At 68.7% G+C, this 15,161-nt stretch carries 17 protein-coding genes; 9 read left to right on the forward strand and 8 right to left on the reverse strand.

All coding sequences use genetic code 11. The features are described from left to right. Nucleotides 1–9: 9 nt before the first annotated feature. The 3 genes from nthA to ACAM54_RS08795 are packed head-to-tail and all read left to right on the forward strand — an operon-like array spanning nucleotide 10 to nucleotide 1,675. On the forward strand, nucleotides 10–639 hold the full coding sequence (gene nthA / locus ACAM54_RS08785; protein ID WP_369650469.1) for a nitrile hydratase subunit alpha: 630 nt from the start codon (nucleotides 10–12) through the stop codon (nucleotides 637–639). Then, entirely contained in the window at nucleotides 636–1,301 is a 666-nt protein-coding gene (nthB, locus tag ACAM54_RS08790) for a nitrile hydratase subunit beta (protein ID WP_369650470.1), read from the forward strand. Before nthA ends, nthB begins: the two co-directional genes overlap by 4 nt. Beyond that, the gene (locus tag ACAM54_RS08795; RefSeq protein ID WP_369650471.1) at nucleotides 1,298–1,675 is read left to right on the forward strand and encodes a nitrile hydratase accessory protein; all 378 of its coding nucleotides are present in this window, start codon (nucleotides 1,298–1,300) and stop codon (nucleotides 1,673–1,675) included. The genes nthB and ACAM54_RS08795 overlap by 4 nt, the downstream gene beginning before the upstream one ends. A 74-nt stretch (nucleotides 1,676–1,749) precedes the next feature. Here ACAM54_RS08795 and ACAM54_RS08800 read toward each other — a convergent pair whose 3' ends face one another. Both ACAM54_RS08800 and ACAM54_RS08805 read right to left on the reverse strand, forming a co-directional pair. Further along, nucleotides 1,750–3,183 carry an FAD-binding oxidoreductase gene (locus tag ACAM54_RS08800; RefSeq protein WP_369650472.1) on the reverse strand — a complete coding sequence of 478 codons (1,434 nt, stop codon included), beginning with the start codon at nucleotides 3,181–3,183 and terminating at the stop codon, nucleotides 1,750–1,752. Further along, a complete protein-coding gene (locus tag ACAM54_RS08805; RefSeq protein ID WP_192325117.1) occupies nucleotides 3,180–3,587 on the reverse strand; it encodes a DUF2069 domain-containing protein in 408 nt (135 codons plus the stop codon). Before ACAM54_RS08805 ends, ACAM54_RS08800 begins: the two co-directional genes overlap by 4 nt. Nucleotides 3,588–3,651: 64 nt before the next feature. Here ACAM54_RS08805 and ACAM54_RS08810 point away from each other — a divergent pair, with 64 nt between their 5' ends. After that, entirely contained in the window at nucleotides 3,652–4,863 is a 1,212-nt protein-coding gene (locus tag ACAM54_RS08810; protein WP_145741869.1) for a YihY family inner membrane protein, read from the forward strand. Nucleotides 4,864–4,873: 10 nt separating this feature from the next. Here the strand turns inward: ACAM54_RS08810 and ACAM54_RS08815 are convergent, their stop codons facing one another. Beyond that, a complete protein-coding gene (locus ACAM54_RS08815; protein WP_125964428.1) occupies nucleotides 4,874–5,212 on the reverse strand; it encodes an Mpo1-like protein in 339 nt (112 codons plus the stop codon). Between the two features lie 101 nt (nucleotides 5,213–5,313). On the opposite strand from ACAM54_RS08815, the gene ACAM54_RS08820 reads away from it, so the two are divergent. Together ACAM54_RS08820 and ACAM54_RS08825 are read left to right on the forward strand one after the other, a co-directional pair. Beyond that, the gene (locus ACAM54_RS08820) at nucleotides 5,314–5,697 is read left to right on the forward strand and encodes a thioredoxin family protein (protein WP_319430989.1); all 384 of its coding nucleotides are present in this window, start codon (nucleotides 5,314–5,316) and stop codon (nucleotides 5,695–5,697) included. 14 nt (nucleotides 5,698–5,711) lie between these two features. After that, entirely contained in the window at nucleotides 5,712–6,377 is a 666-nt protein-coding gene (locus ACAM54_RS08825; RefSeq protein WP_369650473.1) for an epimerase, read from the forward strand. Between the two features lie 3 nt (nucleotides 6,378–6,380). On the opposite strand, the gene ACAM54_RS08830 is transcribed toward ACAM54_RS08825, so the two are convergent. Next, complete coding sequence (locus ACAM54_RS08830) at nucleotides 6,381–7,319, reverse strand: LysR substrate-binding domain-containing protein (RefSeq protein ID WP_025569615.1); 939 nt, start codon at nucleotides 7,317–7,319, stop codon at nucleotides 6,381–6,383. Between the two features lie 111 nt (nucleotides 7,320–7,430). Between ACAM54_RS08830 and ACAM54_RS08835 the strand changes: the two genes are divergently transcribed. Then, a complete protein-coding gene (locus ACAM54_RS08835; protein ID WP_369650474.1) occupies nucleotides 7,431–8,852 on the forward strand; it encodes a M20 family metallopeptidase in 1,422 nt (473 codons plus the stop codon). Between the two features lie 21 nt (nucleotides 8,853–8,873). Next, entirely contained in the window at nucleotides 8,874–9,863 is a 990-nt protein-coding gene (locus tag ACAM54_RS08840) for a Bug family tripartite tricarboxylate transporter substrate binding protein (protein ID WP_369650475.1), read from the forward strand. A 10-nt stretch (nucleotides 9,864–9,873) separates the two neighbouring features. Here the strand turns inward: ACAM54_RS08840 and ACAM54_RS08845 are convergent, their stop codons facing one another. Further along, the gene (locus ACAM54_RS08845) at nucleotides 9,874–10,686 is read right to left on the reverse strand and encodes an alpha/beta fold hydrolase (protein WP_025569610.1); all 813 of its coding nucleotides are present in this window, start codon (nucleotides 10,684–10,686) and stop codon (nucleotides 9,874–9,876) included. A 345-nt stretch (nucleotides 10,687–11,031) separates the two neighbouring features. Next, a complete protein-coding gene (locus tag ACAM54_RS08850; protein WP_369650476.1) occupies nucleotides 11,032–12,342 on the reverse strand; it encodes an O-acetylhomoserine aminocarboxypropyltransferase in 1,311 nt (436 codons plus the stop codon). A 143-nt stretch (nucleotides 12,343–12,485) separates the two neighbouring features. On the opposite strand from ACAM54_RS08850, the gene ACAM54_RS08855 reads away from it, so the two are divergent. Further along, on the forward strand, nucleotides 12,486–12,926 hold the full coding sequence (locus ACAM54_RS08855; protein ID WP_012746821.1) for a CBS domain-containing protein: 441 nt from the start codon (nucleotides 12,486–12,488) through the stop codon (nucleotides 12,924–12,926). A 130-nt stretch (nucleotides 12,927–13,056) separates the two neighbouring features. Here the strand turns inward: ACAM54_RS08855 and ACAM54_RS08860 are convergent, their stop codons facing one another. Further along, nucleotides 13,057–14,037 (reverse strand): Bug family tripartite tricarboxylate transporter substrate binding protein, encoded by a 981-nt coding sequence (locus ACAM54_RS08860; RefSeq protein ID WP_369650477.1) that lies wholly within the window; start codon nucleotides 14,035–14,037, stop codon nucleotides 13,057–13,059. Between the two features lie 8 nt (nucleotides 14,038–14,045). Continuing rightward, nucleotides 14,046–15,137, reverse strand: coding sequence for an adenosine deaminase (gene add / locus ACAM54_RS08865; protein ID WP_025569461.1), 1,092 nt, complete (start codon nucleotides 15,135–15,137; stop codon nucleotides 14,046–14,048). Nucleotides 15,138–15,161: the final 24 nt, after the last annotated feature.

The raw sequence follows: 15,161 nt of genomic DNA on the forward strand, positions 1-15,161 counted from the left end.
CATTGGCCGATGACCGGCCATGACCACGTCCACGGACACAGCGAACTCGGTGAGATGGACCTGCGCGTGCGGGCACTCGAAAGCGTGCTCACCCAGAAGGGCTACATCGATCCGGCCGCGCTCGACGTGCTGATCGATACCTACCAGACCCGCATCGGCCCGCGCAACGGCGCGCGCGTGGTGGCCAGGGCCTGGGTCGACCGGGAGTTCCACGACTGGCTGCTGCAGGATGCCACGACGGCCATCGCCTCGCTGGGCTACACAGGCCGGCAGGGCGAGCACATGGTGGCGGTGGAAAACACCGCCGAGCAGCACCACATGGTGGTGTGCACGCTGTGCAGCTGCTATCCCTGGCCGGTGCTCGGCCTGCCGCCCACCTGGTACAAGAGCGCGCCGTACCGCTCGCGGGCCGTGAAGGATCCGCGCGGCGTGCTGGCCGATTTCGGCACGGTGCTGCCCGAGTCGACGCGCATCCGCGTCTGGGATTCGACCGCCGAGGTGCGCTACCTCGTCATACCGCAGCGCCCGGAAGGCACCGAAGGCCTGAGCGAAGAAGCGCTTGCCGCGCTGGTCACGCGCGATTCGATGATCGGCACGCGGCGGGTGGAAGCACCCGCAACGCCGGGGAGTGCCGCATGAGCTATCTCACGCATGCCGACCTCGGCGGCCAGCCCGGTTTCGGCGCGGTCACGCCCGAGCCCGAAGGCGAGCTGTTCCATGCCGCGTGGGAGCCGCGCGCGCTGGCGCTCACGCTCGCCATGGGCGCGACCGGCTCCTGGAACATCGATGCGAGCCGCGCCGTGCGCGAGACGCTGCCGGACTACGCCAACCTGAGCTACTACCAGATATGGCTCGGCGCGCTGGAGCAGCTGATGCTGCAGCGCGGCCAGGTCTTTGCGGACGAACTCGCATCGGGCGAAATGCGCCATCCCGCTGCACCGGTCGCCCGCGTGCTGCAGGCCGCCGACGTTCCGGCCGTGCTGGCCAAGGGCTCGCCCACCCGGCGCCCCGAAGCCGGCCCGGCGCGCTTCGCCGTCGGCCAGCGCGTACGCATGCACCGCGGCAAGGCCGGCCACCACACGCGGCTGCCGGGCTACGTGCAGGGCAAGCGCGGCGTGATCGCGCATGTGCATGGCGCGCATGTGTTCGCCGATTCGAATGCGCAGGGCCGGGGCGAGCAGCCGCAGTGGCTCTACACCGTGGTCTTCGACGAGGCCGAGCTCTGGGGCGAGGACGCGCCGCGCCAGAACCTCGCGGTGTCGGTCGATGCCTGGGAAAGCTACCTGGAGCCTGCCGCATGAACAGCGGCGGCATGCCACCGCTCGCGCTGGCGCCCGGCATGCCGCGCGATGCCGACGGGCCGGTGTTCAAGGAGCCCTGGGAAGCGCAGGCTTTTGCGATGACGCTGGCGCTGCATGAGCGCGGCCTCTTCACCTGGGTTGAATGGGCCGAGGCGCTCGCCGCGCAGATCGCCGCCGCGCAGGCCGCGGGCGACCCCGACACCGGCAACACTTATTACCGCCACTGGCTCGCCGCGCTCGAAAGCCTGGTCGCGCGCAAGGGTGCCAGCTCCGACGATGAGCTCGCGCGCTACCGCCACGCCTGGGACCACGCCGCGGACCGCACGCCGCACGGGCAGCCGATTGAGCTGCGCGGCGAGGATTTTCCGGGTTGAGTTCTTGTCTTGCTCGAGGGCCGCGTGCCCCCACCCCGGCCCTCCCCCGGGAGGGGAGGGAGAAATACATATGCCTAGAGGCGAATCACGCGGCCGGGGTTCAGGATGTTCTTCGGATCGAGCCCGCGCTTGATCGCACGCATCATCTCCAGCGCCACCGGCGACTTGTGCTTCTCGAGCTTGTCGACCTTGAGCGAGCCCACGCCATGCTCGGCCGAGAACGAGCCGCCGAACTTCTCGACCGCGTCGTACACCAGCGTGTTGATGCGCTCTTCCTCGTTCTTCAGGAAAGCCTTGGTGTCGATGTTCTCGGGCGCCTGCACGTTGTAGTGCAGGTTGCCGTCGCCCAGGTGGCCGAAGTTCACCAGCCGCACGCCGGCGATCTCGCGCGCCAGCAGCGCATCGGTTTCCGCCACGAAGGCCGGAATGCGCGACACGGGAATCGAGATGTCGTGCTTGATGTTCAGGCCTTCCTCGGCCTGTGCGAGCGGAATGCTCTCGCGGATGTGCCAGAGCTGGTGCGCCTGCGCGAGATTCTCGGCCACCACCGCATCGGTCACGCAGCCGTCCTCGAAAGCCGTTTCGAGCAGTGCCTCGAAGCGCGAACGCGCGTGGTCTTCGGATTCGCTGTCGGAGTTCTCGAGCAGCACGCAGTACGGCACGGCCTCATCGCCGATGAACGGCACGCGCAACTGCGGCATGTGCTTGTCGACCAGGCTCAATGCAAACCGGCCCATCACCTCGAAGCCCGTGAGGCCCGAGCCCAGCTGCCTGTGCGCCAGGCCCAGCAGCGTGACCGCGTGGTCGAGCGAGGGCACCGCGGCCCAGGCCGTGAGCTGCGCGGCGGGCAGCGGGTAGAGCTTCATCGTCGCCGCGGTGATGATGCCCAGCGTGCCTTCGCTGCCGATCATCAGGTCGCGCAGGTCGTAGCCGGTGTTGTCCTTGCGCAGCCCGCTGGTGCCTTCCCAGATCTCGCCCTGCGGCGTGACCACTTCGAGGCCCAGGCACAGCTCGCGCGTGTTGCCGTAGCGCACCACCTGCGTGCCGCCGGCATTGGTCGCAAGGTTGCCGCCGATGGTGCAGCTGCCCTCGGCCGCAAGGCTCAGCGGGAACAGGAAGCCCTGCTTCTCGGCCGCCTCCTGCAGCGTCTGCAGGATGCAGCCGGCCTCCACCGTCATCGTGAGGTTGGCGGCGTCGATGGTGCGGATGGCGTTCAGCCGCTGCAGGCTCAGCACCACCTGCGTGCCGCTGTCGTCGGGAATGGAGCCCACGGCCAGGCCGGTGTTGCCGCCCTGCGGCACGATGGCCGTGCCGGCGGCGGCGCAGGCCTTGACCACCTCGGCCACCTGCTGCGCATTGGCCGGCCGCACCACGGCCAGCGACTTGCCGCGCGCGCGCTTGCGCCAGTCCTGTTCGTAGGCGCTAAGGTCGCCCTCGTTCAGCACGTGCTGCGCACCGACGATGGCACGCAGCTGATCGATCAGGGGAACGGAAGAGGAAGTCGTCATGGGTTGGAAGTCTCCAGTTGGCGGGCCGCCTTGGCGTTGCGCAGGCGCAGCCTGACGTGCAATGCGCAGGCGGTGAAGAGCGCGAGGCACAGCAGCACCTCGATGAGCGCGAGCACCTGGCCCACGCCGTTGGTGTCGCTCCAGGCGCGCACCACGCCCTCGGTGAAATAGAGCCAGATCATCAGGCTGACCCAGCGGTAGGTGTACATGCGGTTCTTGTAGAGCCCCGCGAGCGGAATGACCAGCGGCAGCACCTTGAGCGCCAGCAGCGAGCCGCCGGGCCGCAGCGGCGCGAGCCACAGCTCCCAGGCCAGGCCCAGCACGATCAGGCCGGCGAGGCTGCCCACGGCGAGCCAGCGGGTGGCGCTGACGGAAGAAGAGGTTTGCGGCGTGATGGTTGTCATGGGCGGAACACCGCGGAACCTGCGGCACGAAGTGCGCAAAGACGGGGGGAGGGATCGGGTTCTTATGATACCGGCCATGAATCGTCGTCAGCTCTGGAGGGATCTTTCGCGCTTTCCGTGGGGCAACACCGCGGCGGTGCTGGGCGAGCGTTTCCGCGAAGACCGGCTCGGCCTCACGGCCAGCAGCCTCACCTTCACCACCACCATCGCGATGGTGCCGTTCTTCACCGTGGCGCTGGCGCTCTTCACCGTGTTCCCGATGTTCGCCAAGCTGCAGGGGCGGCTGCAGCGCTGGCTCATCGAGAGCCTGATTCCCGACAACATCGCGCGCCAGGTGCTGGGCTACCTGAACCAGTTCTCCAGCAAGGCCGGCGGGCTCGGCATCGCGGGCCTGGTGGTGCTGCTGATCACCGCCATTGCGCTGATCCTCACCATCGACAAGACGCTCAACAACATCTGGCGCGTGCGCTCGCCCCGGCCCTTTGCGCAGCGCGTGCTGATCTACTGGGCCGCCATCACGCTCGGGCCGCTGATCCTGGCGGTGAGCCTCTCGACCACCTCGTACGTGTTCGCGGCATCGCGCGACGTGGTGGGCGGAAGCATCCTCAAGCTGTTCTTCGATACCTTCGAATTCGTGCTGCTCGCCGCGGGCATGGCCTCGCTCTACCACTACGTGCCCAACACCAACGTGCGCTGGTCGCATGCCTGGGCCGGCGGCATCTTCGTGGCGGCCGCCATCGAGATCGCCAAGCGCGTACTGGGCTACTACCTGAGCCTGGTGCCGACCTATTCGGTGCTCTACGGCGCCTTTGCCACCGTGCCGATCCTGCTGGTGTGGATCTACGTGGCCTGGGTCATCGTGCTGCTGGGCGCGGTCATCGCGGCCTACCTGCCGAGTCTGTTGACCGGCGTTGCGCGCCGGGGCGGGCGGGCCGGATGGCCGCTGCAGCTGGCCATGGAGGTGCTGCAGCACCTGGCGCGGGCGCGCGCCACGCCGGCCAAGGGCATGGGTGCCACCGAACTCGTCACGCGCATGCGGGTCGATGCGCTGCAGGTGGTGCCGGTGCTCGAAACGCTGGTGGCGCTGGACTGGATCGCGCCGCTCGCCGAGGAAACCGCCCATGAAGACCCGCGCTACGTGCTGCTGGCCGATCCGTCCACGCCGATCGAGCCGCTGCTCAGGGAGTTGCTGATGCCGCGCGCCGAACCGCTCGAAGACCTCTGGCGCAAAGGCCCGCTGCACTCGCTGCGCCTGGGCGACGTGCTCCTGATTTGATAGTGGCCCCTCAGATCTTGACCTTGCCCAGCCAGATGTCGCGGTACATCGCCCAGTCGCCCATGAAGCTGTAGAGCGGGCGCTTGAACGAGGCGGGCTTGTTCTTCTCGAAGCCGAAATGCCCGACCCAGGCAAAGCCGTAGCCCGCAACCAGCCCGGCCAGCAGCCAGAGCGGGTTGAGCGTGACGACCAGCGCCACCAGGCACAGCAGCGAGATCGTCGAGCCCGCGAAGTGCAGGCGCCGACAGGTGCGGTTGGCGTGCTCGCTCAGGTAGAAGGGGTAGAACTCCGCGAAACTCTTGAAACGTCGCGGATCGACAGCAGATTCCGGGGCAGTCGTGGTGTTCATCGTGCGGGTCTCCTGAACGCCGGAGGCGCTTTGTCCATAATAGCCACGACCTCCCGGCCGCACCACTGCGGCTTCGTATTCACACCTTCGCCGCATCAGCCTTGAGCGCTCTTCCTGCCGCCCCCGTTTCCGCCGAGCCCGCCAGCGATGCGCCGTGGGTCGTGTGCCTGTGCGCCGAATGGTGCGGCACCTGCCGCGACTACCGGCCGCTGCTCGAGCAGGTGGCGCGGGCGCATCCGCAGTTCCGCTTCGCCTGGGTCGACATCGAGGACCACGCCGAGATTGCCGATGCCTTCGACGTCGAGACCTTTCCGACGCTGCTGATCGCCGGTGCCGACGGCACCCGCTTCCTGGGCCCGCTGCTGCCGCATGCGGAGACGCTCTCGCGCATGCTCGGCGCGCTGCAGGCGCCGCAGCCTTCCAGCCTCGACGTCGACCTGTTGCTCGCGGTGCTCGAGAAGCGTCCCGCCGAATTCGCGGTCTGACCGCGTCCCATCCCATGAACATCCTGATCTTCGGCGCCACCGGCATGGTGGGGCAGGGCGTGCTGCGCGAATGCCTGCTCGCGCCCGAGGTGGCGCGCGTGCTCGCGGTCGGCCGCAGGGCCACCGGGCAGCAGCACCCGAAGCTGCAGGACCTGGTCATTCCGGACATGTTCGACTACAGCGGCTTCGAGCCGCAGTTGCAGGGCTTCGACGCCTGCTTCTTTTGCCTCGGTGTGTCGTCGGTCGGCATGAAGGAGGCCGACTACAAGCGCATCACCTACGACCTCACGATGGCCGCCGCCACCGTGCTTGCGCGGCTCAACCCGGGCATGACCTTCACCTACGTGACGGGTGCGGGCACCGACAGCAGCGAGCGCGGCAGCCGCATGTGGGCGCGCGTGAAGGGCGCCACCGAGAACGCCTTGCTCAGGCTGCCGTTCAAGGCCGCCTACATGTTCCGTCCCGGCATGATCCAGCCGCTGCACGGCGTGCGCTCGAAGACGCCCCTCTACCAGGCCGCGATCATGGTGCTCAAGCCTGTGCTGGGGCTGGCCTACCGGCTCTGGCCCGGCAAGGTGACGACCACCGAGAAGGTGGGCCGCGCCATGCTGGCCGTGGCGCGGCACGGCGCGCCGAAGGTGCTGCTCGATCCGGCCGACATCAACGCGCTGGGCCGCTGAGGCTCAGACGCTCGAACGCGCACGCCCCAGCTTGCGCCGGCCTGCGCTGGCAATGGCATGCACCAGGTGCCGCACGAATTCCTGCGCCAGCGGCGTGAGCGTGCGGCCTTCGAGCGCCAGCACCTGAAGCTGCCGCTGCTGCAGCGGTGCCTCGGCGAAAGGGCGCGCCACCACCGTGCCCGCATCGATCAGGTGCGTGACCGTGAGGTGCCCCGACAGCATCACGTCCGGTGTGCGCAGCAGCGGCAGCAGCACCGACGAGAAGTTGCTGACGAAGATCGCGCGGTACTGCAGGCCCTGCAGGCTGCACGCCTGGTCGAACAGCTGCCGCGCGGTCACGCCCTTGTCGCCCACGGCCAGCGGGTAGCGCACCGCGTCCGCCACCGACACCACGCGCTGCCGCGCCAGCGGATGGTCGGGGCGCAGCACCGCGAACACCGGCGCATTGGCCGAGTGCTCGATCTTCAGGCCGGGCTCCGGCGCCACCACGTACTTGAGTGCGATGTCCGCCTCGCCGCGCGCGAGCAGCGCGCTCACGCCATCGGGCGAGCCCACATGGAGTTCGAGCTGCGTGCCCGGATGCGCCGACTCGAAGCTGCGCATGACCTGCGGCATGAAGTGCGCGGCAAAGCCTTCGGTGCAAGCCATGCGGATGCGGTGCGCGCTGCGGCCGCCGAGGTCGCGCACCTGCTCGATGACCTGCTCGATGTCGAGCTGCGCATTGCGCAGGTGCGCCGCGAGCCGCTCGCCGGCCGCGGTGAGCGCCATGCCCCTGGCGTGGCGCTCGAACAAGGGCGTGCCCAGGCTGTCCTCGAGCTTGGCGATCTGCCGGCTGACCGCCGACGAGGCCACGAACAGCCGCGCCGCGGCCTGGCTGACCGAGCCGCTGCGCGCCACCTCGAGGAAATGGCGCATCGGAATGCTGAGAAGCGGTGGTGCCATGGCGATTGAAGCGTTGCCTTGAAGGCAATGGTAGCTTGCGAAATCGGTGCTGGAAGCATTGCCCTCCAGGCCTTGTACTTGCTGCATCCCACGCAAACAGGAAATCCCTCCATGCAACGTACCGACAGCCTTGCCGCTGCCGCCGCCTATTTCGACGATGGCGGCTTCTTTGCCGACCTGCAGCGGCGCATCGCCTTCCGCACCGAGAGCGACACCGGCGCCGCCACGCCCGCGCTCGGCGCCTACCTGCAAGACGAACTGGTGCCGCCGCTGGCCGCGCTGGGCTTCGCGTGCGAAATCGTCGAGAACCCCGTGGCCGGCGGCGGGCCCTTCCTGATTGCGCGCCGCATCGAAGACCCTGCCCTGCCCACCGTGCTGAGCTACGGCCACGGCGACGTGGTGAGCGGGCAGGACGCACAGTGGGACGAAGGCCTCGGGCCCTGGGTGCTCACCGTGCGCGGCGACCGCTGGTACGGGCGCGGCACGGCCGACAACAAGGGCCAGCACAGCATCGCGCTCGGCGGGCTGGCCGCCGCGCTGCGCGCGCGGGGCGGGCGCCTGGGCTACAACATCACCTGGCTCATCGAGACCGGCGAAGAGGCCGCGTCGCCGGGCCTGCACGCGGTGTGCGAGCAGCAGCGCGACCGGCTGCGCGCCGACCTGTTCATCGCCAGCGACGGGCCGCGCGTGAGCGCCGAGAGGCCCACGCTGTTCCTGGGCTCGCGGGGTGCGGTCAACTTCAGCCTGCGGCTGCGCGCCCGGCCTCGCGGCTACCACTCGGGCAACTGGGGCGGCGTGCTCGTCAATCCGGGCACGGTGATCAGCCACGCAGTGGCCTCGCTGGTGGATGCGCGCGGGCGCATCCTGGTCGAGGCCTTGCGGCCGCCTGGAATTCCGCAGGGCGTGCGCAAGGCGCTGGCCGGCATCGCCATCGGCGGCGGCGCCGACGACCCCGCGCTCGACGAAGGCTGGGGCGAGCCCGGCCTGAGCCCGGCCGAGCGGCTGGTGGCGTGGAACACCATCGAGGTGCTCGCGCTCGGCGCCGGTTCGCCGCAGCGGCCCGTCAATGCGATTCCGTCCGAGGCGGTGGCGCATTGCCAGCTGCGCTTCGTGGTCGGCACGCCGTGGCGCGAACTGGCGAGCATCGTGCGCGCCCACCTCGATGCGCATGGCTTCGGTGATGTGGAAGTGCAGGTCACGCTGGAAGGCGCGGCTACGCGGCTCGACGTGGAGAACCCCTGGGTCGACTGGGCCCTGCGCTCCATCGAAGAGAGCAGCGGCCAGCGTGTCGACCTGCTGCCCAACCTCGCGGGCTCGCTGCCCAACGACGTCTTTGCCGATCTGCTCGGGCTGCCGACGCTGTGGGTGCCGCATTCGTACCCGGCCTGCGCGCAGCATGCGCCCAACGAGCACCTGCTGGCGCCGCTGGCGCGCGAGGGCCTGCAGATCATGGCCGGCCTCTACTGGGACCTGGGCGAGCCGGGGCTCGCGCCGTGGGCCGCCGGTAAGACGCTGCACGCCGCTGCCGCCTGATTTCTGTTGCTGGACGAACCCATGAAAACTGCTCTCTTCCGTCGGCTCCGTGGCCTGCTGGTCTGCACTTCGGCGCTCGTCGCCTTCCATGCCCCCGCGCTCGCGCAAGAAAAATGGCCCGACAGGCCCGTGAAGCTGGTCGTGCCCTTTCCGCCGGGCGGCGGCACCGACATCGTCGCGCGTGCGATGGGGCAGGGCCTGTCGGAGCGGCTCGGCCAGCCCGTGGTCATCGACAACAAGCCAGGCGCCGCCACCATCATCGGTACCGACGCGGTCGCCAAGGCTGCGCCCGACGGCTACACGCTGCTGCTCTCGGGTTCCACCAGCTACAGCGTGAACCCCGCGCTGCGCGCCAGACTGCCCTACGACCCGGTGCGCGACCTGGCGCCCATTGCCATCGTTGCGCGCACGCCGCTGGTGCTGGTGGTGGGTGCCGGCACGCCATGGCGCTCGCTGCCCGAGCTCATCGCCGCCGCCAAGGCCAAGCCGAAGAGCATCCGCTACGCCACCTTCGGTTCCGGCTCGGGCCCGCACCTCGCGGGCGAGCTGCTCGCGCTGGCCGCGGGCATCCAGCTGCAGGACATTCCGTACAAGGGCAGCAGCCAGGGTTCGATGGCGGTGATCGGCGGCGAGATCGAGGTCGGCATCGACACCGTGGCGGCCGTCGCGCCGCATGTGCGCTCGGGCAAGCTGCGCGCCTTAGGCATCGTGGGCGCGGCGCGCTCGAGCATGCTGCCCGAGGTGCGCACGCTGGCCGAGCAGGGGCTGCCTGACGCCACCTTCGACGCCTGGTATGGCTTTGCCGCGCCGGCGCGCACGCCGGCCCCGGTGCTCGACAAGCTGGCGCGCGTGGTCGCGGCCACGATGGGCAGCGCGGCCCTGCAGGCGCAGCTGCGCGCGCAGGGCATGGAGCCCGTCGCCATCGGCGCAGCGGCGTTCCGAACCCAGATGGAAGGCGAGATTTCCCGCTACCGCGCGCTAGCGCACCGCGCAGGCATCGCGGCGGAATAAAAGCGGCGCTTCAGGCGGGCGCGCCGACGAAGTCGCGCAGCGCGAACAGCACTTCGTCGGGCGCCTCGCTCATCAGTGCGTGGCCCGCATGCACCGTGACCACCTTGCCCTGCCTGGCCTTGCCCACCAGCGCCTTGGTGGCGCGCGGCGGCGTCATCTGGTCGGCATCGCCGAGCAGGAACAGCACGGGGCACTGCACGGCCTCGATCGCCTTTTCGCCATTTGCATAGTCGTTGCAGGCCTTGAAGCCGATGTGGAACACATTGGCGTCGCGGTTGCTCGCGAGCACGCGCCGCATGAGCGCGCGCGAGCTGCCGTAGAGCCAGGTGCCGGGGCCGAGCGAGGAGGGCGGGGGCGCCAGCAGCGAGTGCGAGAAGGTGTTGACCATCGCGATGGCGCGCTGCGGGTCGTTGAGCGCGCCGTCGAGCAGTGCGGGTGACACGGCCATCGGGTAGGCGGTGCCCACCAGCGCCAGATGACTCACCCGTTCAGGCGCGCGTGAAGCGGCTTCGAGCGCGATCAGCGATCCGAAGCTATGGCCCACGAGCGCGGCCTTCTGCACGCCGGCCGCATCGAGCAGCCCGATGACGAACTGCGCCGCGTCTTCCACACTGGCGGGCGGCGGGCCTTCGCTCCTGCAGTGGCCGGGCAGGTCGACCGCGAGTACGTTCCAGCCGTGGTTGGCGAACCAGCGGCTTTGCAGGATCCACACGCTGTGGTCGTTGAGCACGCCGTGGATGAACACCACGGTCGGCTTGTTTGCATCGAAAGCCTTGCCGCCGGTGTAGCAGTAGGTGGCGTGGCCGTTGACGGTGTAGTTCATGTCAGTTGCTCCGCCTTGTGTTTGGCTTGCTTGTGTTCGAGTGCTCTTGTCCAGGGCGCGTGCACAAGCCACCGGGTACTCTCCTCCGCGAATGTCCCCCGCCTTCGGCTCCGCCTTTATTTCGCTGCGGGGAGCACCCGATGTCCTGTGCACCAGGGCACGCCGCTGGTGAACCGCCGATCAACAACTGCTCTGAATAACGCTCACGTCGATGGGGTGCCTTGCGCAGCGAAATAAAGGAGGAGCCCGAAGGGCGGGGGACATTCGCGGAGCAAGGTACCCCGTCGGCGGGAGCGCGCCCTGAATGACCCAAACCGCGACGAACAGAAAAGCAGCGTGTCATTCCTAACCCCCCGCCTTTTCCGCAGCCTTGAGCGCACGCTTCAGGTCGTCGATCAGATCGGCCGGGTCCTCGAGCCCGATCGAGAGACGGATCGTCCCTTGGGAAATTCCGGCCCCCGCCAGCGCCTCGTCGGTCATTCGGAAGTGCGTGGTGCTCGCCGGATGGATCACCAGGCTGCGGCAATCGCCCACGTTCGCCAGGTGGCTGAAGAGCTTGAGCGCCTCGATGAACGCCTTGCCCTGCGCGCGGCTGCCCTTGATGTCGAAGCTGAACACCGCGCCGGCGCCGCGCGCGCCATGGCGAAGCAGCTTCTGCGCCAGCGCATGGCTCGGGTGCGATTCGATCAGCGGATGTCCCACGCGCGACACGAAGGGGTGCGTGGACAGGAACTCGACCACCTTCTGCGTGTTGTCGATGTGCCGCTCCATGCGCAGCGGCAGCGTCTCGATGCCTTGCAGGATCAGCCACGCCGTGTGCGGGCTCATCGAGGCGCCGAAGTCGCGCAGGCCTTCGCGCCGGGCGCGCAGCAGGAACGCGCCGACCGTGCTTTCCTCGCTGAAGACCATGTTGTGAAAGCCGTCATAGGCCTGCGTGAGTTCGGCGAATTTGCCCGACTTCTCCCAGTCGAAGCTGCCGCCGTCGACCACCACGCCGCCGATCACGGTGCCATGGCCCGAGAGGAACTTGGTGGCCGAGTGGTAGACCAGGTCGGCCCCCCAGTCGAAGGGCTTGATCAGGTAGGGCGAGGTGAGCGTGGAATCGACCAGCAGCGGCACGCCGGCTGCGTGGGCGATGTCGCTCACCGCTGGGATGTCGAGCACGTCCAGGCCGGGGTTGCCCACGGTTTCGCCGAACAGGAGCTTGGTTTCGGGCCGGATTGCGGCGCGCCAGCCGTCCAGGTCGCCGGGCTTCACGAACGTGGTCTCGATGCCGAAGCGCCGCATCGTGTAGTGCAGCAGGTTCTGCGAGCCGCCGTAGAGCGCGGTGCTCGCCACGATGTGGGAGCCGGCGCCCATGAGCGTGGCCACCGACAGGTGCAGCGCGGCCTGGCCGCTGGCGGTGGCAATGGCGCCGATGCCGCCTTCGAGCGCCGAGACGCGCTGTTCGAGCACCGCGTTGGTCGGATTGCTGATGCGCGAGTAGACGTGGCCCGCGCGCTCGAGGTTGAAGAGCGCCGCCGCATGGTCGCTCGACTCGAAGACAAAAGAGGTGGTCAGATGGATCGGCACCGCCCGCGCGCCGGTGGCGGGGTCGGGCGCGGCGCCGGCATGCAGCGCCAGGGTGTCGAAGCCGGGGTCGGAATAGCCGGGCATGGGAGCCTTTCTGGGTTCGTTCGCAATGCCCCGTTACGTCTGCTAATCATGCGCGCGCAACATGGGCGTGGGAGTCGGCGCCGATTGTGGGCTATATTCAAATCGGCACCGCCGCCGAGAACGATTTCCGAGAGGAGCACACGATGAAAGTCAGCGACATCCTTCGCGTCAAGGGCAATACGCTCTTCACCATCACGCCCGACGACCTGCTGGCCGAAGCCGTCAAAACCATGGCGGAAAAGGACATTGGCTCCCTGGTGGTCATGGAACACGGCGACCTGGTCGGCATGCTCACCTTCAGGGAAGTGATCCTGGCCATCGTCGACAACGGCGGCCAGGTGGGCGGCACGCTGGTGCGCAAGGCCATGGACGACGCGCCCGTGACCTGCACGCTCGAAACCGACCTCGATGAAATCCGCCGCATCATGCTGGAGCGCCATGCGCGCTACATGCCGGTGATGGACAAGCGCATGCTGATGGGCGTGATCAGCTTCTACGACGTGGCCAAGGCGGTGGTGGACAGCCAGAACTTCGAGAACAAGATGCTCAAGGCCTACATCCGCGACTGGCCCGAAGAACAATAGGCTCGCCCCCAGTCTTCGCGCACTTCGTGTCGCTACGCCAACCCCCTACCGGGGGCAACACCAGAGGCCCGGCAAAGCCGGTTCCTCGGTGTTCCACGAAGGGGCTTGGCTATGCCGGCCGAGTTGGCATTTATTCCTTGATATTGGCCGACTGCACGATCTTCTGATTGCGGGCGTATTCGGCCTGGACGAACTGGCCGAACTGCTCCGGCGTGCCGCTGCCGGGCAGGGCGCCCTGCTCATTGAGCTTGGCACGCACCTGCTCCTCGGCCAGCACGGCGTTCAATTCCTGGTTGAGGCGCGCCACGACGGCGGGCGGAGTCCGGGCGGGGGCGAAGATGCCGGTCCAGCTCACCATGTCGTAGCCCTTGAGCCCGGGCATCTCGTTGAAGGTGGGCACCTCGGGCAGCGCGGCGAGGCGCTGGCTGCCGGTGATGCCGAGCGCCTTCAGGCGGTTGCCGTTCACGTGCGGAATGGCGCTGGTGCTGACCAGCATGGCCAGGTCGACCTGGTTGCCGATCACGTCGGTGGCAATCTGGGCGCCGCCGCGGTAGGGCACATGGGTCACGAAGATGCCGCTCTTCTGCTTGAGCAGCTCCATCGCCAGCTGCAGCACCGTGCCCACGCCCGAGGTGGCGTAGTTGTAGGCGCCGGGCTTGGCCTTGGCGAGCTTCACGAAGTCGGCATAAGTCCGGGCCTCGAGGCCGGGCCGCGCCACCAGCACCATCGGCGCGGTGTTGAGCATGCCGACCGGCGCCAGCTCCTTGAGCGGATCGAACTTGAACGCCGAGGGGTTGACCAGCCGCCCGATGGCGATCGCGCTGTCGGGCCCGACCACCAGCGTGTAACCGTCGGGTGCTGCGTTGACGGCCTTGGCCACGCCGATGGCGCCGCCTGCGCCGCTCACGTTCTCGATGACGACCGACTGCTTCAGCCGCTCGCCCAGCCGCGTGGCGACGAGGCGCGCGTTGACGTCCACGCTGCCGCCCGCTGTGTAGGGAACGATCAGCGTGATGGGCTTGGCGGTGGGCCATGCGCCCTGCGCAAGTGCCGCAATCGGCAGCATCGAGCAGAGGGTGGCGGCAAGAAGAAGGCGGCGAGGGTTGTTCATGGCGTGGGTCATTGCGGGTGGGCGGGATGCGGCGCTTGCGCAAGGCCGGCGCGCAGCGTGTCGAACTCGCGACTCCATTGCGTGCGCCAGGCGCGGCGCTGCGTATCGTCGATCCATGCGCCGTCGAGCCCGTTGTGCATGAAGCCGCGCAGCTCGTCCAGCCCGAAGCCGAAGTCGCGCGCCATCATCAGCCAGGCCTCGGTGGGCGTGACCTTGTGCAGCGTCGGGTCGTCGGTGTTGGGATGGATGCGCAGGCCCAGGCCGGGCATGCGGCGGATGGGATGGTCGAGCGCCCAGCGCTCCGGCGGCAAGGTGCGCAGGTAGTAGGAGTTGGTGGGCACCACGGTGAAGATGACGCCGCGCTCGGCGCACTGGCGCGCGAAGTCGGGCTGGTCGACCACCGTGTAGCCGTGGTCGATGCGGTCCACCTGCAGCACCTCGAGCGCGGTGCGCACGTTGGTCCACGGCATGCCGAACTCGCCCGCATGCGCGGTGGCCTTGAGTCCGGCGCGCCGCGCCTCGGCGTAGGCCTGGGCGAAGAGTTCGGGCGGCCGGTCGACTTCGCGGTAGTCGATGCCGATGCCGATCACCTCGTCGCAGCGGTGCGCCCTGACCCACGCCACCATTTCCACGGCGGCCTCGGGGCTGGCCTCGCGATCGATGGCGGCGATGAGCCGGCCGGTGATGCCGAACTCCTGCTGCGCGTCATGGATCGCGCGCACGATCGCGCCCTGCGCCATCGGGTAGGCGATGCCGGAGCCGTGCACCGTGCCGGTCGGGTTCCAGAAGAATTCGGCGTAGCGCACGTTGTGGGCCGCCGCGTCCTCGAGGTATTCGCGCGTCAGCTGGTAGAGGTCGCCGGGGCTGCGCACCAGCTGCGCGTCGAGCGCGCGCAGCACGCGCAGCACGCCGACCGGCTTTTCTCCGCGCGTGTAGAAGCCTTCGATCTCCTCGGCCGCGAGCGGCGAGCCGGCGCGGTGGTTGAGCTGCTTGAAAGTCTCATGGCGCACCGTGCCGAACAGGTGGCAGTGCAGCTCCACCTTGGGAATCGCATGCAGCATGGATTCCAGCGTGAGCGGCGGCGAGGCAGGGCTGGTCATGCCGGCCAGTCTAGGGAAGGTCAC

The sequence above is a fragment of the Variovorax sp. V93 genome (assembly GCF_041154485.1).
In the GTDB taxonomy this organism is placed as follows: domain Bacteria; phylum Pseudomonadota; class Gammaproteobacteria; order Burkholderiales; family Burkholderiaceae_C; genus Variovorax; species Variovorax beijingensis_A.